This is a genomic window from Pseudomonas sp. SZ57 (genome assembly GCF_009495975.1).
In the GTDB taxonomy this organism is placed as follows: Bacteria; Pseudomonadota; Gammaproteobacteria; order Pseudomonadales; family Pseudomonadaceae; genus Aquipseudomonas; species Aquipseudomonas syringae.
This window is the reverse complement of record NZ_WIBD01000003.1, coordinates 279,133-297,843: the sequence shown is the minus strand read 5'-3', so window position 1 is coordinate 297,843 and position 18,711 is coordinate 279,133. Positions and strand designations below refer to the sequence as shown.

Annotated in this window: 16 protein-coding genes; 14 read left to right on the top strand and 2 right to left on the bottom strand. The window is 60.2% G+C overall.

All coding sequences use genetic code 11. The annotated features are described in order from the left end of the window. Positions 1 to 66: 66 nt before the first annotated feature. The 11 genes from GE543_RS05005 to GE543_RS04950 all read left to right on the top strand — a co-directional run bounded on the left by GE543_RS05005 (position 67) and on the right by GE543_RS04950 (position 13,503). Positions 67 to 681 carry a biliverdin-producing heme oxygenase gene (locus GE543_RS05005; RefSeq protein WP_153220930.1) on the top strand — a complete coding sequence of 205 codons (615 nt, stop codon included), beginning with the start codon at positions 67 to 69 and terminating at the stop codon, positions 679 to 681. After that, a complete protein-coding gene (locus GE543_RS05000; protein WP_003341801.1) occupies positions 678 to 1,136 on the top strand; it encodes a YbaN family protein in 459 nt (152 codons plus the stop codon). Before GE543_RS05005 ends, GE543_RS05000 begins: the two co-directional genes overlap by 4 nt. A gap of 98 nt (positions 1,137 to 1,234) precedes the next feature. Beyond that, positions 1,235 to 1,591 (top strand): DUF5064 family protein, encoded by a 357-nt coding sequence (locus GE543_RS04995; protein ID WP_153220929.1) that lies wholly within the window; start codon positions 1,235 to 1,237, stop codon positions 1,589 to 1,591. Between the two features lie 598 nt (positions 1,592 to 2,189). Beyond that, positions 2,190 to 3,698 carry a sigma-54-dependent transcriptional regulator gene (locus GE543_RS04985; protein ID WP_003408932.1) on the top strand — a complete coding sequence of 503 codons (1,509 nt, stop codon included), beginning with the start codon at positions 2,190 to 2,192 and terminating at the stop codon, positions 3,696 to 3,698. A gap of 170 nt (positions 3,699 to 3,868) precedes the next feature. Then, complete coding sequence (locus GE543_RS04980; RefSeq protein ID WP_046269514.1) at positions 3,869 to 5,599, top strand: PAS domain-containing sensor histidine kinase; 1,731 nt, start codon at positions 3,869 to 3,871, stop codon at positions 5,597 to 5,599. Then, positions 5,584 to 5,973 carry a response regulator gene (locus tag GE543_RS04975; RefSeq protein ID WP_003314036.1) on the top strand — a complete coding sequence of 130 codons (390 nt, stop codon included), beginning with the start codon at positions 5,584 to 5,586 and terminating at the stop codon, positions 5,971 to 5,973. The genes GE543_RS04980 and GE543_RS04975 overlap by 16 nt, the downstream gene beginning before the upstream one ends. Positions 5,974 to 5,982: 9 nt before the next feature. Further along, entirely contained in the window at positions 5,983 to 8,100 is a 2,118-nt protein-coding gene (locus GE543_RS04970; RefSeq protein WP_046236833.1) for a bifunctional diguanylate cyclase/phosphodiesterase, read from the top strand. A gap of 325 nt (positions 8,101 to 8,425) precedes the next feature. Beyond that, positions 8,426 to 8,809 (top strand): glycine cleavage system protein GcvH, encoded by a 384-nt coding sequence (gcvH, locus tag GE543_RS04965; protein WP_003316893.1) that lies wholly within the window; start codon positions 8,426 to 8,428, stop codon positions 8,807 to 8,809. A 10-nt stretch (positions 8,810 to 8,819) separates the two neighbouring features. Beyond that, positions 8,820 to 11,684 carry an aminomethyl-transferring glycine dehydrogenase gene (gene gcvP, locus GE543_RS04960; RefSeq protein ID WP_153220928.1) on the top strand — a complete coding sequence of 955 codons (2,865 nt, stop codon included), beginning with the start codon at positions 8,820 to 8,822 and terminating at the stop codon, positions 11,682 to 11,684. Between the two features lie 81 nt (positions 11,685 to 11,765). Next, complete coding sequence (gcvT, locus tag GE543_RS04955; protein WP_103689195.1) at positions 11,766 to 12,890, top strand: glycine cleavage system aminomethyltransferase GcvT; 1,125 nt, start codon at positions 11,766 to 11,768, stop codon at positions 12,888 to 12,890. Between the two features lie 400 nt (positions 12,891 to 13,290). Continuing rightward, a complete protein-coding gene (locus tag GE543_RS04950; protein WP_003365337.1) occupies positions 13,291 to 13,503 on the top strand; it encodes a cold-shock protein in 213 nt (70 codons plus the stop codon). Positions 13,504 to 13,640: 137 nt separating this feature from the next. Here GE543_RS04950 and lptG read toward each other — a convergent pair whose 3' ends face one another. Further along, positions 13,641 to 14,702 (bottom strand): LPS export ABC transporter permease LptG, encoded by a 1,062-nt coding sequence (gene lptG / locus GE543_RS04945; RefSeq protein WP_003415235.1) that lies wholly within the window; start codon positions 14,700 to 14,702, stop codon positions 13,641 to 13,643. Then, positions 14,689 to 15,816: an LPS export ABC transporter permease LptF gene (gene lptF, locus GE543_RS04940; protein ID WP_003316899.1), complete on the bottom strand. Its 1,128-nt coding sequence runs from the start codon at positions 15,814 to 15,816 to the stop codon at positions 14,689 to 14,691. Before lptF ends, lptG begins: the two co-directional genes overlap by 14 nt. A gap of 319 nt (positions 15,817 to 16,135) precedes the next feature. Here lptF and GE543_RS04935 point away from each other — a divergent pair, with 319 nt between their 5' ends. Genes GE543_RS04935 through GE543_RS04925 form a run of 3 tightly spaced genes read left to right on the top strand, consistent with a single transcriptional unit; the run spans position 16,136 to position 18,554 of the window. Continuing rightward, positions 16,136 to 17,626: a leucyl aminopeptidase gene (locus GE543_RS04935; protein ID WP_153220927.1), complete on the top strand. Its 1,491-nt coding sequence runs from the start codon at positions 16,136 to 16,138 to the stop codon at positions 17,624 to 17,626. Between the two features lie 57 nt (positions 17,627 to 17,683). Further along, positions 17,684 to 18,112, top strand: coding sequence for a DNA polymerase III subunit chi (locus GE543_RS04930; protein WP_002552284.1), 429 nt, complete (start codon positions 17,684 to 17,686; stop codon positions 18,110 to 18,112). Positions 18,113 to 18,119: 7 nt separating this feature from the next. Then, the gene (locus GE543_RS04925) at positions 18,120 to 18,554 is read left to right on the top strand and encodes a DNA polymerase III subunit chi (RefSeq protein ID WP_153220926.1); all 435 of its coding nucleotides are present in this window, start codon (positions 18,120 to 18,122) and stop codon (positions 18,552 to 18,554) included. The last annotated feature ends 157 nt before the right edge of the window (positions 18,555 to 18,711 follow it).

The following is an 18,711-nucleotide window of genomic DNA, read 5'->3' as shown; positions in this document are numbered from 1 at the left end:
TTTTTACGCTTTCAGGCCTGGCTATTCGTCTATTCAACAAGCCCTTTTTCAACAAGGAAGACTACGATGCCCCTTGATCAGAACCGACCGACTCTGCGTTCGCAACGCCTGAGCCAGATTACCCACGCGCCGCACGAACAGCTCGACAAGGCGGTCAAGGCCCATGCGCCGTTTGACACCCTGGCCAGCTATTCGCGCTTCGTAGTTGCCCAGTACCTGTTTCAGGCAGAACTGCAACACCTGTACGGCGACCCTGCGCTTCAGGCGATCATCGGCGACCTGCCGGCACGCTGCCGGGCCGAACAGGTCAGGGCAGACCTTGCCGATCTGAACATCGACCTTCCCCTGCCAGTGGCGGGTGCAGTGCAAAAACCGAGCAGCGCAGAAGCGCTCGGCTGGCTGTTCGTCTCCGAGGGTTCCAAGCTCGGTGCAGCATTCCTGATCAAACGTGCCCAAGCCTTGAACCTGAGCGACAGCTTCGGCGCGCGACATTTGGGTGAACCTGCCGGGGGCCGGGCTGCCGGCTGGAAAGCCTTTGTCCGGACGCTTGATGAACTGCCACTGAGCGCCGAACAGGAAGCAGAGCTCGATCGCGGCGCCATCGCCGCATTCGAGCGTTTCAACGTGTTGCTGCAGCACGCCTACGCCCATGCTCCCGTCACAGAACTGGCACAGGCATGAAAAAGCGCCCGGTGCTGTTAAGCTGGCCGGGCTCCCCGAACCTGCCTGTAGAGACCATGACGTACAAACCACCCGGCTCAAGACTTTCACGCCTTTTATACGGCATCCTCGCCTATACCGCGTTGGGCATAGGCATTGTTGCGATCTTCGTTCCCGGCCTGCCAACCACCGAGTTCATTCTGCTGGCCGCCTGGGCGGCAACACGCAGTTCGCCGCGGCTGAACGCCTGGCTGGAAAACCACCGCGTGTTCGGGCCAATACTGTACAACTGGCGTAACGGCCGACTGGTCGCCCGCAAGGCCAAGATCAGCGCCACCCTCAGCATGCTTGTCTGTGCCGTGGTGATGCTGAGCCTCATCGGCCATGCCTGGTGGCTGTACCTTGCACTCACGGGGATGGCGCTGGGCAATCTATGGATCTGGTCGAGGCCGGAACCGGACAAGATCGACCGTTGAGCGCAGGCATGCGGCGCGCGGCACCCTGCGCAAAGCTGAACCGTCCTGTCGCGGTCAGTGTCTGACTGAGCACACTCACCCCTTGATGGAGTCACTTCATGTACGAGCCAGGCCATCTGCACCTCACCCACGTGGCGCTTCAACCGTCGGATATCAGCTATGACATCCACTTGCGCTACAACGTGGAGGAAGACCCCAAGCAAGGCACGTCCATGCATTTCACCATGCAGGGCGCAATCAATGGCAAGCCGTTCGAAGAGCAATTCCAGTTGCCCCGTGACCTCGCCTTCAACTTCGCGCACGACGCGAGTCGCATCGCAATAAGGCACGGCTTGCCCAACTCGGCCGCACTGCCCATCGCCAAGCACGAGGACTACGACCTAATGTTCAAGGACATTCGCGACAAACTCCAAGCCAAGTCAGGCGACCCGGTGAAGCAGGAGCATCTGGAGTAAGCCAGCGCTGTCGAGGCCGGAGAACGCCATCGTGATCACGCCGTACTGGACGCTCTGCGTCCTCTCCTGAGTGGGCGGGGCGGCGCGAATCCATGACGCGGAGCGTCACGAACGGCATTCCCACGCTGGAGCGTGAGGAACGATAGGCGCGCGCAAGAACACTATCGTGCAGTAGCGGGAAGAATGAGGCATCGGAAAACACCATCGTGCCCATGCTCTGCGTGGGTATGCCGTTCTGGACGCTCTGCGTCCTCTCCTGAGTGGGCGGGGCGGCGCGAATCCATGACGCGGAGCGTCACGAACGGCATTCCCACGCTGGAGCGTGAGGAACGATAGGTGCGCGCAAGAACACCATTGTGCCCATGCTCTGCGTGGGTATGCCGTTCTGGACGCTCTGCGTCCTCTCCAGAATGAGCGGAATGGCGTAAATCCATGACGCAGAGCGTCACAAAGAGCATTCCCACGCTGGAGCGTGAGGAACGAAAGGTGTGTGCAGGAGCGTGAGGAACGAGGCTCGGACGTACACCAGCGGATTTCACCAAACCTGCCGCCACAAGGCATACTTGCCGCCTTCTCATCCGCGAACCGTCAACGCCTCATGCGCATCCATGTCAGCTTCATCGACCGCGTCGGTATCACCCAGGAAGTGCTGGCGATTCTGGGTGGGCGCAATCTGAATCTGGATGCGGTGGAGATGGTGCCGCCCAACGTGTACATCGATGCGCCGACCCTCAGCCCGCAAATGCTCGAAGAGCTCAAGGACGCGCTGTTTCGGGTCCGCGGTGTAGAAGCGATCACCGTGGTCGATATCCTTCCGGGTCAGCGGCGCCACCTGCAGCTGGACGCGTTGCTCGCCGCCATGACCGACCCGGTGCTGGCACTCGACAGCGCCGGACATGTGCTGCTGGCCAACCCGGCACTCATCGCGCTGATTGGCCGGGAGCCTGCGGGCGAGTCCATCGGTGAGCTGTTCAGCGACCCCAGCCTGCACGTCGCATTGCTGGAAAACGGCTTTCGCCTGCCGCTGCGCGAGATCACCCTGAACGGTGAAGCGCTGCTGCTGGATGCCACGCCAATCACCGAAGCCGGCGCGCTGATTACCCTGTACCTGCCCAGCCGAATCGGCGAACGCCTGTCGGCATTGCACCATGATCACGCAGAAGGTTTCGACGCCCTGCTCGGCGACTCGGCCGCCATCCGCACCCTCAAGGCGCGGGCGCAGCGGGTGGCGGCGCTGGACGCCCCACTGCTGATACAGGGCGAAACCGGCACTGGCAAAGAGTTGGTCGCCCGTGCCTGTCACGCCAGCAGCGCCCGCCACGGCGAACCGTTCCTGGCCCTGAACTGCGCAGCACTGCCGGAAAACCTCGCCGAAAGCGAACTGTTCGGCTATGCCCCGGGGGCCTTTACCGGAGCGCAACGCGGCGGCAAACCGGGGCTGATGGAACTGGCCAACCAAGGCACCGTATTCCTCGATGAAATCGGCGAAATGTCACCCTATCTGCAGGCCAAACTGCTGCGTTTCCTAAACGATGGCAGCTTCCGCCGCGTCGGTGGCGATCGCGAAGTACGGGTCAATGTGCGCATTCTCAGCGCCACCCACCGCGACCTGGAAAAGATGGTCAGCGAAGGCACCTTCCGCGAAGACCTGTTCTACCGCCTCAATGTCCTCAATCTGGAGGTTCCGCCGTTGCGCGAGCGCGGTCAGGACATTCTGTTGCTGGCCCGATACTTCATGGAGCAGGCGTGTGCACAAATTCAGCGCCCGGTCTGCAGGCTTGCACCCGGCACCTACCCTGCCCTGCTCGGCAACCGCTGGCCAGGCAATGTGCGGCAATTGCAAAACGTGATTTTTCGCGCGGCCGCCATCTGCGAACACACTCAAGTGGATATAGGCGACCTGGATATCGCGGGCACCGCAGTGGCGCGTCAGAACGACAGCTCGATCGACAGCCTCGAACATGCCGTCGAAGCCTTCGAGCGGAATCTGCTGGAAAAGCTTTACGCGGACTATCCTTCCACCCGCCAACTGGCCAATCGCCTGCATACTTCGCACACCGCCATCGCTCATCGCCTGCGAAAATATGGAATTCCAGGCAAGCGTTAGTCGATTGAAGTCGTTTATCGAAAATATATTCCGAAAGGGTTCATTTAATAACTAGTTTGCCGATAACGATCTGGTATCGTCCATGAACCTCTTATCATCCATTTGAATGGATGTCCGTAGTGTGATTACGGCCGTAATGGCAAAAAGGTCAGGTAGTACCGGGAAGTCATATGCCAACCTCGCCAGTGGACCGCCCGCTTGTCGACGCTCAGTCTCGCGCTGAAAAAATCGTCGAATCTCGCCGTCAGAAAATCCTCCTCAAGACCGGCGCACTGCAGGATGCAATTTTCAACAGCGCTTACTTCTCAAGCATCGCAACCGACGAACACGGCGTTATCCAGATATTCAATGTCGGCGCCGAACGCATGCTCGGTTATCACTCCGAGGACGTGGTCGACAAAATCACACCTGCGGACATCTCTGACCCTGCCGAACTCATCATCCGCGCGGCAGCCCTCAGCCATGAACTCAACACGCCCATCACGCCTGGCTTCGAGGCGCTGGTGTTCAAGGCTTCGCGCGGCATCGAAGACATTTACGAACTGACCTACATCCGCAAGGACGGCAGCCGCTTGTCGGCCATGGTCTCGGTCACGTCACTGCGCGACAGCGCCGAAACCATCATCGGTTATCTGCTGATCGGCACCGACAACACGGCGCGCAAGCAGGAAGAAGAGGCTCAGGCCTTGCTCGATCAGCGCTTGCGGGACCAACAGTTCTATACCCGTTCGCTGATCGAATCGAACATCGATGCACTGATGATGACTGATCCGCAAGGCATCATTTCCGACGTCAACAAGCAGATGATGGCCCTGACCGGACGCACCCGCGATGAGTTGATCGGTGCGCCCTGCAAGAATTTCTTCACTGACCCGGCGAGTGCCGATGCCGCGATCAAGCGCGTGCTCAGCGAGCACAAGGTCAGTGACTACGAACTCACCGTGCGCGCCTATGACGGCACTGAAACCGTGGTGTCCTACAACGCTGCGACCTTTCATGACCGTGACCGCAAGCTCAAGGGGGTCTTCGCCGCAGCCCGCGATGTAACCGAGCGCAAGCGTTTCGAGCGGACGCTGGAAGAAAAGAATATCGAGCTGGAACACGCCAGCCACATGAAGTCCGAGTTTCTTGCCACCATGTCCCACGAGCTGCGCACGCCGCTGAACGCCGTGATCGGCTTCTCCGAGGCACTCAAGGACGGCATGGTCGGCGACATGACCGATGCCCAGCGACGCTACATAGGCGATATCTTTAACAGCGGCCAGCACCTGCTGTCGCTGATCAATGACATCCTCGACCTGTCCAAGGTCGAGGCCGGCATGATGACGCTGGAGCTCGAGTCGGTCGATCTGGACGAACTGCTGAGCAACAGCCTGCTGATCGTGCGCGAGCAAGCCGCCCTGCAACACATTCAGTTGAAGCTGGAAACAGAGGCCGAATTCGGTGAGCTTGAGCTCGATCGGCGCAAGACCAAACAGATCGTCTACAACCTGCTGGCCAACGCCGTGAAATTCAGCGAGCCCGGTGGCTGGGTAACGCTGGCGGTGCGTCTGGTGCCGGCGTCCCAGGCAGGTCTTATCGACGGTGACTGGCCGACCTACGGGTTTGCGCTTCCGCCCGGTGACTGTGAGCAGTTTCTCGAACTGAGTGTCAGCGACACCGGAATCGGCATCGCCCAGAGCGACATGAACAAGCTGTTCAAGGCGTTCAGCCAGATCGACAGCGGCCTGGCACGCAAATTCGAAGGCACCGGACTGGGTCTGGCGATGGTCAAGCAGCTCAGCGAACTGCACGGCGGCTGCGTCGCAGTGGCCAGCGTGAAGGACCTCGGCGCACGCTTCGTGGTCTGGCTGCCCGTCCGCCCAACTGAATCAGCGGAGGCGCGATGGCCCAGATCCTGATCATTGAAGACAATGCGGCGAACATGCGTCTGGCAGAGCTGTTGCTGACCAGCGCCGGGCACGCCGTGCTGTCGGCCGTCGATGCCGAAAGCGGTCTGAAACTGGCTCGCGAGCGTCAGCCCGACCTGATCCTGATGGATATCCATCTGCCGGAGATGGACGGCCTGACCGCCACATCGCTGTTGAAGAAAGATGCCGGCACAGCTGCGATCCCGGTGATTGCACTGACCGCGATGGCCATGAAGGAAGACAAGGAGAAGATCCGCCTGGCGGGCTGCAACGCTTATGTCATCAAGCCGTTGCGCTACAAGGAGTTGTACCGGGTCATCGACACACTGCTGGAAAAAAATCTGCCTCAACAGCCCATTACCTGAGCATTCGATATGACCCAGAGCGCCGCGACCATCCTGATTATCGATGACGACGTCCATGTCCGGGACCTGCTGGAGGTACTCTTGCAGAACCAGGGTTATCGGACACTGACGGCGGAATCAGGCGAGCTGGCGCTGGCCATGATCAAACGACAGGCACCCGACCTGATCCTGCTGGACATCATGATGCCGGGCATGGACGGCTATGAGGTCGCCAGTCAGCTCAAGGCCAAAAAGGGCACAGCCAATATACCGATCATCATGCTCTCGGCACTCGACGACCAAAGCTCGCGTCTTTCAGGACTGGAAGCGGGCGCCGAGGAATACCTCAACAAGCCTGTGGACAGCGCCGAACTGTGGCTGCGCGTGCGTAATCTGCTGCGTCTCAAGGCGTTCGGCGACTACCTGAAAAGCCACAGCCTGATCCTCGAAGATCAATTGCAGCAGCGCACCATCGATCTCGAGCGTTTTCGCACAGTGATGGACGCTTCCGAAGACGCAATCTTTCTGATCAACCGCAATACCATGAGCCTGATCGAATTCAACCGCCGGGCCTGCCAGTTGCTGGGCTACACCGCAGAAGAACTGTCGCACAAGACGCCTGCCGAACTGGGCGAAACGTCCATGGAGCAGCTTGAGGTCGTGTACGACCGGATCATTGCCGGCAAAGGCCCCAGTGAGCCCCTGGAAACCCAGATTCGCGACAAGAGCGGGCGGGATGTCGAGGTCGAAATCCATCGCCAGGCCTACCGGACCGGCGAGGACTGGGTCATCGTCGGTATCGTGCGCGACATCACCCGGCGCAAGGAAAGCGACCAGCGCCTGCTGACCATGGCCCACTACGACACGCTGACCGGCCTGCCCAACCGGGATCTGTTTTTTACCAGCCTGCAAATGGGCATGACCCAAGCGGCGATCAGCCGCTGGAAGCTGGCGGCATTGACGGTCAATCTCGACGGTTTCAAGAACATCAACGAAACCTGGGGGCATGTGCTGGGTGATGAGGTGCTGCTGGAAGTCAGCCGCCGACTGTCCAGCTGCCTGAATGCCAGTGACACCCTTGGCCGCGTGGACGGCGATCAGTTCGCCCTGATTCTGATGCTGCGAGACGGCCAGGCGGATACCCGGAAGACGCTCGATCGCATCCGCAATGCATTGCGAGTGCCCTTCCACATAGAAGGTCAGAGCCTGGTCATGACCGCCAGCATCGGCATTGCCCTGTACCCGGAGGACGGCGAAGACTCGCGCGAGCTGATCAGACACGCCTACACCGCCATGAACAGCGCCCGAAAGATCGGCCCGGACAACTACCGGTTCTATACCCCGCAGATGAACGCCGACGTTTCGGCACGCCTGGACCTTGAGACCGCGCTGCGCGAAGCGGTGCGCAGCCAGGCCTTCGAAATCGTCTACCAACCCAAGCTGGACCTGAACAATGACCGCATATGCGGGCTTGAGGCGCTGTTGCGCTGGCCACGCCCTGGCCATCCAGGCATTTCGCCTGCGGTATTTGTCCCCGTACTGGAAAGCCTCGGCCTGATCGGTGAAGTCGGCAACTGGGTCGTCGACAGTGTCTGCGCCCAGATCGCGCGCTGGCAACGCTCCGGGTTAGGCTCGTTTCAGGTCGCGGTCAACATTTCAGGGCAACAGATTTCCAATAGCAGCCTGGTCGCCGACATCCGCCAGGCACTGGAAAAACACAATGTTGCGCCGCAGTGGCTTGAGGTCGAGCTGACAGAAAGTTCGTTGATGGAAAACACCGCGCACACCATCGCCACTCTGGGGGCACTGCGGGCCAATCGCGTGAGTATTTCCATCGACGATTTCGGCACCGGTTATTCAAGCCTGGCGTACCTGCGCCGCTTCCCTATCGACAAGCTTAAAATCGACATCGCGTTCATTCGCGAAGTGACCAGCAACCCGCAGGACGCGGCCATCGCCAGAGCCATCATCGAGCTGGCTCACAGCCTCGACCTGCAGGTGATTGCAGAGGGTGTGGAAACCCCGGAGCAACTGGCGTTCCTTCGTGAAAACCATTGCGATCAAATTCAGGGCTATCTGATCAGCAAGCCATTACCGCTTGAAGAGCTCGAGACGTTTTTACGCTCACCGGAAAGCCGCGTCGGCTAACTGCCGACGCGCTAGCGCTGTGTTCAGCGGTGATAGCCAATGCTGGTTGGATGCAATCATTCAACGCTGCCGTAACGAAAACGCTCCACTGTAACGATTTCGCTCCAAAACACCTCCCTCCCTGCGTATCAAGGCCTTGATCAGTCAGGTATTTTCAAATGCCTGAAGACTGTAGCGATTTCGCTACACCCTAAATCGACAGGCCCAGCCAAAAATTATTCAACTCATTGATTTTATTATAAAAATAAAACATGGCCGCTAAATTGCTAAGCCATAACTCATATTGCTCGCGTGCTGCGCGAGCCCTGTTCTCCGAGGAGTTTGTATGAGCGATTTGCGATTCACCGTTGACCACGAATGGCTGCGTGCCGAAACCGACGGCAGCGTGACGGTCGGCATTACGCCCTACGCGCAGGAATCGCTGGGCGATGTGGTCTTCGTGCAGCTCCCGGAATTACAGGCCTACACTCAACACGCTGAAGTATCGGTGGTGGAATCGGTGAAAGCCGCCAGCAGCATCAACATGCCGCTGGACGGTGAAGTCGTCGAGGTCAATTCCGCCCTCGACGCCACGCCAGAGCTGGTCAATGAAGATGCACTCGGTGCGGGCTGGTTCTTTCGCTTCATCCCACAAGACGCCAACGCCATTCACGGCCTGCTGGATCAGGACGCCTACGACCGTCTGATCAAAGCCAACGCCGAAGCCTGAGGAGCACGCCATGACTGACCGTATTGAACTGACCACTGCCAACGAATTCATTGCCCGGCACATTGGCCCGCGTGCGGCCGATGAGCAGGCCATGCTGCAAACGCTGGGTTTCGATTCCATCGATGCGCTGAGCGAAAGCGTCATTCCGGAAAGCATCAAGGGCACCAGCGTTCTGAACCTGCCTGCCGGGCAGAGCGAAGCCGATGCGCTGGCGTCCATCAAGGCCATCGCCAGCAAGAATCAGCTGTTCAAGACCTACATCGGCCAGGGTTACTACAACACCCACACGCCAGCACCGATCCTGCGCAACCTGCTGGAAAACCCGGCCTGGTACACCGCTTACACCCCTTACCAGCCAGAGATTTCCCAGGGCCGCCTGGAGTCACTGCTCAATTTCCAGACACTGATCAGCGACCTTACCGGCCTGCCGATTGCCAATGCCTCTCTGCTCGACGAAGCCACCGCAGCCGCCGAGGCAATGACCTTTTGCAAACGCTTGAGCAAAAACAAGGCTAGCCAGCAGTTTTTCGCATCCAGCCATTGCCACCCGCAGACCCTGGATGTGTTGCGCACTCGCGCCGAGCCGTTGGGCATCACCGTGGTCGTAGCAGACGAGCACGAGCTGGGCGATGTCAGCGATTACTTCGGCGCGCTGCTGCAATACCCGGCCAGCAATGGCGACGTGTTCGATTACCGCGAACTGATCGAGCGCTTCCACGCGGCCAACGCTCTGGTCGCCGTGGCTGCCGACCTGCTGGCCCTAACCCTGCTGACCCCGCCAAGCGAATTCGGCGCCGACGTGGCGATCGGTAGCGCCCAGCGCTTCGGTGTGCCGCTGGGTTTCGGTGGCCCGCATGCAGCCTACTTCTCGACCCGCGATGCGTTCAAGCGTGACATGCCGGGCCGTCTGGTCGGTGTGTCGGTGGACCGTCACGGCAAGCAAGCCCTGCGCCTGGCAATGCAGACCCGCGAGCAGCATATTCGTCGCGAGAAGGCCACCAGCAACATCTGCACCGCGCAGGTGCTGCTGGCCAACATCGCCAGCATGTACGCGGTCTACCATGGTCCGCGCGGCCTGACACAGATCGCCAAGCGCGTTCACCACCTGACCGCGATTCTGGCCGAAGGCCTGAACACGCTGGGCCTGAAGGCCGAGCAGGCATTTTTCTTCGACAGCCTGACCCTGCACACTGGCGGCAGAACCGCTGCACTGCATGCCGCCGCACGCGCCAGGCACATCAACCTGCGTGAAATCGATGACCAGCGTCTGGGTCTGTCCCTGGACGAGACCACATCGCAGTCGGCCGTCGAAACGCTGTGGGCAATCTTCGCCAGCGACGGCCAGAGCCTGCCGGACTTCGCCGCACTGGCAGACAGCGTACAGTCACGCCTGCCGGCCGGGCTGCTGCGTCAGTCAGCAATCCTCAGCCACCCCGTGTTCAACCGCTATCACTCGGAAACCGAGCTGATGCGCTACCTGCGCAAGCTGGCCGACAAGGACCTGGCGCTGGATCGCACCATGATTCCGCTGGGCTCGTGCACCATGAAACTCAACGCTGCCAGCGAAATGATCCCGGTGACCTGGGCCGAATTCGGCAACCTGCACCCTTTTGCCCCGGCCGAGCAAAGCGCCGGCTACCAGCAACTGACCGATGAGCTGGAGGCCATGCTCTGTGCCGCCACCGGTTACGACGCGATCTCGCTGCAACCGAACGCCGGTTCGCAGGGCGAATACGCCGGGCTGCTGGCGATCCGCGCCTATCACCAGAGCCGTGGCGACGAACATCGCGACATCTGCCTGATCCCTTCTTCGGCGCACGGCACCAACCCGGCGACTGCCAACATGGCCGGTATGCGCGTCGTGGTGACCGCGTGTGATGCGCGCGGCAACGTCGACATCGAAGACCTGCGCGCCAAGGCCGTTCAGCATCGTGACCAGCTTGCGGCGATCATGATCACTTACCCGTCGACCCACGGCGTGTTCGAAGAAGGCATTCGCGAAATCTGCGGCATCGTTCATGACAACGGTGGCCAGGTGTACATCGATGGCGCAAACATGAACGCCATGGTTGGTCTCTGCGCACCGGGCAAGTTCGGCGGCGACGTGTCGCACCTCAACCTGCACAAGACATTCTGCATCCCCCATGGCGGTGGCGGCCCGGGCGTTGGCCCGATCGGCGTGAAGTCCCATCTCGCCCCGTTCATGCCCGGCCATGCCCGCATGGAGCGCAAGGAAGGCGCAGTCTGCGCAGCACCGTTCGGCAGCGCCAGCATTCTGCCCATTACCTGGATGTACATCCGCATGATGGGCGGTGAAGGCCTCAAACGCGCTTCGCAACTGGCGATTCTCAACGCCAACTACATCTCGCGCCGTCTGGAGGAGCATTACCCTGTGCTCTACACCGGGAGCAACGGCCTGGTCGCCCACGAATGCATCCTCGACCTGCGCCCGATCAAGGACAGCAGCGGCATCAGCGTCGACGACGTGGCCAAGCGCCTGATCGACTTCGGCTTCCATGCCCCGACCATGTCGTTCCCGGTCGCCGGGACGCTGATGATCGAGCCCACCGAGAGCGAGTCCAGAGAAGAGCTGGACCGCTTCTGCGATGCCATGATCAAGATCCGCGAAGAAATTCGCGCGGTTGAAAACGGCACCCTGGACAAGGACGACAACCCGCTGAAAAACGCGCCGCATACCGCTGCCGAAATCGTCGGCCAGTGGAGCCATCCTTACAGCCGCGAACAGGCGGTGTACCCGGTCGATTCGCTGATCGAGAACAAGTACTGGCCTCCGGTCGGTCGTGTCGACAACGTCTTCGGCGACCGCAACCTGGTCTGCGCCTGCCCGTCCATCGAGAACTATCAGGAAGCGTGACAGTCCCCGCCTGGCATTGCCTGATCGCGCTGCGCGCACAGGCAGTGCCATTGGCACGGCCCGCTCAACAAGGAATCGAACATGTCTACAGAATCACTGCTGACCACTCCCCTGCACGCCCTGCACCGCGAACTCGGCGCGAAGATGGTGCCCTTCGCCGGTTACGACATGCCTGTTCAATACCCGGCTGGCGTAATGAAAGAGCACCTGCACACCCGCGCTCAGGCCGGTCTGTTCGATGTTTCGCACATGGGCCAGATTCGCCTCACCGGTGCAGACGCCGCTAAGGCCCTGGAAGCCCTGGTGCCGGTAGACATCATTGACCTGCCGGTCGGCATGCAGCGTTACGCGATGTTCACCGACGAGAACGGCGGCATTCTCGATGACCTGATGGTTGCCAATCTCGGCAACGACCAGTTGATGCTGGTGGTCAACGCGGCCTGCAAGGATCAGGATCTGGCGCACCTGTGCAAGCACCTGGCCGGACATTGCAAGATCGAACCACTGTTTGAAGAACGCGCCCTGCTGGCGCTGCAAGGGCCGGCCGCGGTGACCGTACTGGCACGCCTGGCCCCGGAAGTCGCCAAAATGACCTTCATGCAGTTCGCCAGCGTCACGCTGCTCGGCGTCAAATGCTATGTCAGTCGCTCGGGCTATACCGGCGAAGACGGCTATGAAATTTCCGTGCCTGCTGAACAGGCTGAGGCGCTGGCACGCCGCCTGCTGGACGAGCCGGAAGTGGCTCCGATCGGCCTGGGCGCACGTGATTCGCTGCGACTGGAAGCCGGTCTGTGCCTGTACGGCCATGATATGGACACGCAGACCTCGCCGATCGAGGCCAGCCTGTTATGGGCCATTTCCAAAGTGCGTCGCGCCGACGGTGCGCGTGCAGGCGGCTTTCCGGGCGCCGAGCGAATCTTTGCCCAGCAACAGAACGGCGTCAGCAAAAAGCGAGTCGGCCTACTCCCCCAGGAGCGCACACCCGTGCGTGAGGGTACCGAGATCGTCGATGAACAGGGCGCAGTCATCGGTACCGTGTGCAGCGGCGGTTTTGGCCCCTCTCTGGCTGGCCCGCTGGCCATGGGTTATCTGCATAACGATTACACGGCGCTGGATACACCTGTGTGGGCAATGGTGCGCGGCAAGAAAGTCCCCATGCTCGTTGCAAAAATGCCTTTCGTTGCGCAACGTTACTTCCGCGGTTAAATAGCGGCGTCAAAAAAACAGCAACACTTCGGTGTTGCTGGAGCACTGTTACCCCGTAGTGTTTCATTCGCATAAGCAACGTGTCATATATGCAAAAAATGCACCTATAAAGTGCAAAATGTTATGACGGATCAATCACCGTGCACGCTGTGCAAATACTGCGCGTGCAAGGCCAACTCCCCGGAAACAGGGCGCCAGGCAAGGGGGTTGTATTTGCAACGAGAGTTGGCGTAGAGTTTCCGAACTGTGTTTGCATGGGTCGCCGAATCTGGACCTGGGCAGTAGCTCTAGGTTTGCTACAACCCGTTCTACGTTTCTTACTTCCTGCAACCAGCCCCAGTGCTCTTTCATGCGAAAGAGGCTGTAACCAATTCAAGTCAAGCGTCAAGGAAATAAGAAAATGGCTGAACGTCAGAGCGGTACCGTCAAGTGGTTCAACGACGAAAAAGGTTTTGGTTTTATCACTCCTGAGAGCGGGCCGGATCTGTTCGTACACTTCCGCGCCATTCAGGGTAACGGCTTCAAGAGCCTGAAAGAAGGTCAGAAAGTTACCTTCGTTGCAGTGCAGGGTCAGAAAGGCATGCAGGCTGACGAAGTTCAAGCCGAAGGCTGAGAACGACGCACCACGCAGTTACAAGAAAGCCTCTGGCAGCGATGCCAGAGGCTTTTTTGCATGCGGGGTTTGCAGGGTCCACAAACGCCCATGAAAAAGCCGACCCATGGGTCGGCTTTTTCAGTCCGGTTGGTGCATTACCCGGCACGGCGCAACAGAAGCACCCCGGCCAGCGCACAGGCTGCAGCAGGCAGCAGCACTGCCAGCAACGGCGGGAAGCCGAACAGCAGGCTCGATGGGCCGAGCAGGTCCTGAATGATGCGGAAGGTAAAGCCCACCACTACACCGGTGAACACGCGCTGCCCCAGCGTAACCGAGCGCAGCGGGCCGAAGATGAACGAGATTGCCATCAGCACCAACGCGACGGTCACCGCCGGTTGCAGGACCTTGGTCCAGAACGCCAGCCAGTAGCGGCCATTGCTCAAGCCCTGATCAGCCAGGTAATGCGCGTAGCTCCAGAGGCCGCTGATGGACAGCGACTCGGGCGGCATGATTACCGTGCTCAGCAACTGCGGGCTCAACGCCACATCCCAACGCTCGACCGGCGTGTTGATGACCTCGGTGCGGCCATCATTGAAGTGCGTGGTAGCGACGTCCTTCAATTCCCAGTAATCGGTCTTGAAGTTGGCCTCTTTGGCAAAGCTGGAGGTCAGCATGTGACGCTGGTCGTCGAAACGATAACGTGTCACACCGAGCATCAGGCCATTGGGCTGAACCGTGTTGATGTGGATGAACTCGTCGCCCTGGCGGTGCCACAGACCATGGCGGGCGCTCTGCGCATCACCTGAGCCCTGAGCCAGCGAGCGCGCGGCCTGAGCCTGGTTCTCGGCGTAGGGAGCGACGTACTCGCCGACCAGCACGCCCGCGATCATCAGCACCAGCATGGGCTTCATGACCGCCCAGACGATGCGCCCGATGGACACGCCCGCCGCACGCATGATGGTCAGCTCGCTGCTGCTGGCCAGCGTACCCAGACCGATCAGGCAACCGATCAGGGCGGCCATCGGCAAGGTGTCGTAGACGCGACGTGGCGCCGTCAGCATGACGTAGCTGAGGGCATCCGCCAGTGTGTAGGTGTCGCTGATATCGCCCATCTCGTCGATGAACGCGAACAGCGAGACCAGCCCCAGAATGATGCCCAGAACGGCGAGAATCGCCAGCAGGACGCTTTTGCCAATGTATCGATCAAGCTTGACCACGAGTCACCTCCGTGACGCTGCGACGACTCGCCATCTTCAGACGCAGAGGCTCCCAATAGAACAACAGCAGGCCGATGGACAGGTAGATGGCATGCACCCACCACATCCCCAGGCTAAGTGGCAGCTTGCCTTTCTCCAGCGAACTGCGCACCGAAATCAGAATGGCCAGGTACGACATATACAGCAGGATCGCCGGCAGCAGTTTCAGGTAACGGCCCTGGCGCGGATTGACCCGTGACAGCGGAATGGCCATCAAGGTCACGATGAACACCGACAGCGGCAGCGAAATACGCCACTGCAACTCGGCCACTGAACGCGGGGCCGGGTTGCCGATCAGCTCGCTGGTCGGAATGGCTTCACGGTCGGTGATTTCTTCACTGATTTCCGGCTTGGGCAGCATCGCTCCATAGGTGTCGTACTTGATCACGCGATAATCGGCCGCGCCCGGATTGCCGTCATAGCGATAGCCGTTCTCGAGGATCAGGAAGCGACTGCCATTGGGGCGTACCTCCTGATGGCCCTTCTCTGCGACCAGCACGGTGATGCCGTTGTCCTTGCTCTTGTCGCTGGACATGCGCTTTTCAGAGATGAACACACCGGCCAGTTGCGAGCGGTCTTCCGACAGCTCCTTGGTATAGGTGATACGCGTACCGTCGCGCAGCGCCTGAAAACGGCCCGGCACCAGCGTGTCGAACTCGGTCATGGCGTCCTGCTGATTGATCAGCAGCGAAAACTGCGTAGCACCCTGCGGAGCCAGGCTGAAGCTCAGCCAGGCGACCAGCAGACCAACCAGCGTGGCCGGCCCCATGGTGATGGCCAGCAGACGCTGCTGACTCATGCCGGTGGCGGCCAGCACGGTCATCTCGCTTTCCAGGTACAGGCGTCCGTACGCCATGAGGATGCCGAGGAACAGGCCCAGCGGCAGAATCACCTGCAGGAAGCCCGGCAGGCGGAAGCCCATGATCAGGAACAGCACGCCAGGATCGAGCGCACCGGACGCGGCCTGCGCCAGGTACTTGATGAAGCGCCCGCTCATGATGAAGACCAGCAGTACGGCGCTGACCGCACTCAAGGTAAGCAGCACTTCTCGGGACAGATAACGGAAGACAATCAAACCAGACACTCCAGAGTTGTCAGGCTCAGGCAGCCAAACAGGGAAAATTTGTGAGCCACGGCAACCAGAGCTTCACGCCGACAAAAGGCGTGGGCCTCAAAAAATATGCGGCATTATCCTGTGATTGTGTGTTTCTGTCACTGCGCACCGGGGATAGTTCGCACATAGACGCCAGACAGGCAGCTCTGCGGGGTTGTCAGCAGTCGTGCAGCGGGGTCAAACTGCAAGGCTTAGCGCAGGCATCGCCCCTGAAAACACTCAGGCCATGCCGCGTACGACATTCATATTGCGACTCTCATCGTCTATTCGGGGACCCCACATGGAATTGGTTGTTAAAAGCGTAAGCCCAGAAACCTTGAAAACCGCAACGCTGGTGGTCACCGTCGGTGAAAGCCGTGTATTGGCCGGTGCTGCCAGGACTGTGGATATCCTCAGCGGCGGAGCCGTTTCGCTGATTCTCAAGCGCGGCGATCTGGCCGGCAAGGTCGGCCAGAGCCTGCTGTTGCACAATCTGCCCAACATCAAGGCCGAGCGCGTCCTGCTGGTCGGCACTGGCAAGGAAGACGAGCTGTCGGATCGTCAGTTGAAAAAAATCGTCGGCGCAGCGCTCACCTGCCTCAAGGGCCTGGGCGGCGCCGATGCAGCGATTGCGCTCGATGACCTGTCGGTGAAAAACCGCGACACCTATGGCATGGCTCGCCTGCTGGTCGAAGCTCTGGCCGACGGCGAATACGTCTTCGACCGCTTCAAGACCCAGAAAGCCGACGTTCGCGCCCTGAAGAAAATCACCCTGCTGACCGACAAGATCAAGGCGGCCGACGTCGAACGCGCTTCGACTCATGCTCAGGCAATCGCCACCGGCATGGCGCTGACCCGCGACCTCGGCAATCTGCCGCCGAACATCTGCCACCCGACCTACCTGGGCGAAGAAGCCAAGGCGCTGGGCAAGGCACACAAGAACCTGAAAGTGGAAGTCCACGACGAGAAGAAACTGGCCGACCTGGGCATGGGTTCTTTCCTCGCGGTAGCACAGGGCAGCGCCCAGCCGCCGCGCCTCATCGTCATGAACTACCAGGGCGCCAAAAAAGGCGACCAGCCGTTCGTGCTGGTCGGTAAAGGCATCACCTTCGATACCGGCGGCATCAGCATCAAGCCTGCCTCGGGCATGGACGAGATGAAATTCGACATGTGCGGCGCAGCCAGCGTATTCGGCACCCTGCGTGCGGTCCTCGAATTGAAGCTGCCGATCAATCTGGTATGCATTCTGGCCTGTGCCGAAAACATGCCGAGCGGCACTGCGACACGTCCGGGCGACATCGTCACGACCATGAGCGGCCAGACCGTCGAAATCCTCAACACCGACGCCGAAGGCCGTCTGGTGCTGTGCGATGCACTGACCTACGCCGAGCGTTTCAAGCCGCAGGCGGTCATCGATATTGCAACCCTGACCGGCGCCTGCGTCGTTGCACTGGGCGGCCATACCTCCGGTCTGCTGGGCAATAACGACGCGCTGATCAATCAGTTGCTCGACGCGGGCAAACAGGCTGATGACCGTGCCTGGCAGCTGCCGTTGTTCGATGAGTACCAGGAGCAGCTCGACAGCCCGTTCGCCGACATCGCCAACATCGGCGGCCCGAAAGGCGGCACCATCACCGCGGCCTGCTTCCTGTCGCGCTTCACCAAGGCCTACCACTGGGCTCACCTGGACATCGCCGGCACTGCATGGTTGAGCGGCGGCAAGGAAAAAGGCGCCACCGGGCGTCCGGTTCCTTTGCTGACCCAATACTTGCTCGACCGCGCCGGCGTATAAAAAGAGACCCTGGCGTATCGGCTGCACAGTCGATACGCCTCCGGTTCTGGAACCCACATGACTCAAGTCGACTTCTACATCCTGCCCAGCGCCGATCCTGCCGCCCGCCTGGACTTTGCCTGCAAGCTCACGGAAAAGGCCTGGCGCCTGGGTCACAAGGTCTATCTGCATTGCAGCGATGCTGCGCAGCGTGAGGACCTCGATGCCCGGCTCTGGCGTTTCAGAGGCGAAGTGTTTCTACCCCATGGCGACGCCGAGAGCGATCACGATGCTGCCGTGGTGCTGGGCCTGGGCGACGACTCGGGCGAACACAGCGACCTGCTGGTCAACCTCGACCTGAGCATTCCGGCCTTCTTCAAACGCTTCGCCCGCGTGGCCGAAGTCGTTGTCGAAGACCCGGCCATACGTCTTGCCGCACGCGAGAGTTTCCGTTCCTACCGCGAACAGGGCTATCCTCCGCAAGATCACCGACTGCAGCGCCTTTGAGGACACGATGGATACTTCAAAAAAAGCTGAATCCGCGCACTTGCTGAACGACCTCGAGTCGATCCGCCAACTGCTCGGCGATGACCCCGCACATTCCCCCCTGTCGAACGACGCCGCTCGTCCCGAAGGCCAGATTCCCCTGCTGTTCGATGTAGTCGGCGCTCGCCCCGACGCGGCGTATCAACAGGACTTCGACGAAGACGACATTCCGACACTGACACCTGATGTCCATACAGCGCCCGCCCCGCAGGTGCAACAGACAGCCCAGCCGCAAGCGCTGCCCAACCCTGATGCGCTGCTGCATCTGGACAGCGAATTGCGCGCAGCCGCGCAATTGATCATGCAGGACGTGATCGACGACTTCGCCCCGCATATCGAAAACGAGATCAAGCGCCGGCTGGAGGCAAGGCTGGAGCGGTTATTGGCGCAGCAGCAGAAGTGAACTTTCTGACTCGGGACCTGCACCTCGGGTAAGTGGATATTTTGTCGGCGCGTATCTAACTGCGAGCGTATCAGAGCCGCCAGCCGACCCTCGGAACACTCGCCGCCTACTGACAGATCTGCCAGTTGTGGCCCGGCACTTATGGCTTGTCGCTGGC

Bases quoted from the DNA above. Each gene is read 5' to 3' on its own strand.
- GE543_RS04995 (WP_153220929.1), top strand. From the start codon at position 1,235: ATGTACGAGCCAGGCCATCTGCACCTCACCCACGTGGCGCTTCAACCG.
- GE543_RS04930 (WP_002552284.1), top strand. From the start codon at position 17,684: ATGACTCAAGTCGACTTCTACATCCTGCCCAGCGCCGATCCTGCCGCC.
- GE543_RS04950 (WP_003365337.1), top strand. From the start codon at position 13,291: ATGGCTGAACGTCAGAGCGGTACCGTCAAGTGGTTCAACGACGAAAAA.
- GE543_RS04925 (WP_153220926.1), top strand. From the start codon at position 18,120: ATGGATACTTCAAAAAAAGCTGAATCCGCGCACTTGCTGAACGACCTC.
- GE543_RS04985 (WP_003408932.1), top strand. From the start codon at position 2,190: ATGCGCATCCATGTCAGCTTCATCGACCGCGTCGGTATCACCCAGGAA.
- GE543_RS04935 (WP_153220927.1), top strand. From the start codon at position 16,136: ATGGAATTGGTTGTTAAAAGCGTAAGCCCAGAAACCTTGAAAACCGCA.
- gcvT (WP_103689195.1), top strand. From the start codon at position 11,766: ATGTCTACAGAATCACTGCTGACCACTCCCCTGCACGCCCTGCACCGC.
- gcvH (WP_003316893.1), top strand. From the start codon at position 8,426: ATGAGCGATTTGCGATTCACCGTTGACCACGAATGGCTGCGTGCCGAA.
- GE543_RS04970 (WP_046236833.1), top strand. From the start codon at position 5,983: ATGACCCAGAGCGCCGCGACCATCCTGATTATCGATGACGACGTCCAT.
- GE543_RS05005 (WP_153220930.1), top strand. From the start codon at position 67: ATGCCCCTTGATCAGAACCGACCGACTCTGCGTTCGCAACGCCTGAGC.
- GE543_RS04975 (WP_003314036.1), top strand. From the start codon at position 5,584: ATGGCCCAGATCCTGATCATTGAAGACAATGCGGCGAACATGCGTCTG.
- GE543_RS05000 (WP_003341801.1), top strand. From the start codon at position 678: ATGAAAAAGCGCCCGGTGCTGTTAAGCTGGCCGGGCTCCCCGAACCTG.
- gcvP (WP_153220928.1), top strand. From the start codon at position 8,820: ATGACTGACCGTATTGAACTGACCACTGCCAACGAATTCATTGCCCGG.
- GE543_RS04980 (WP_046269514.1), top strand. From the start codon at position 3,869: ATGCCAACCTCGCCAGTGGACCGCCCGCTTGTCGACGCTCAGTCTCGC.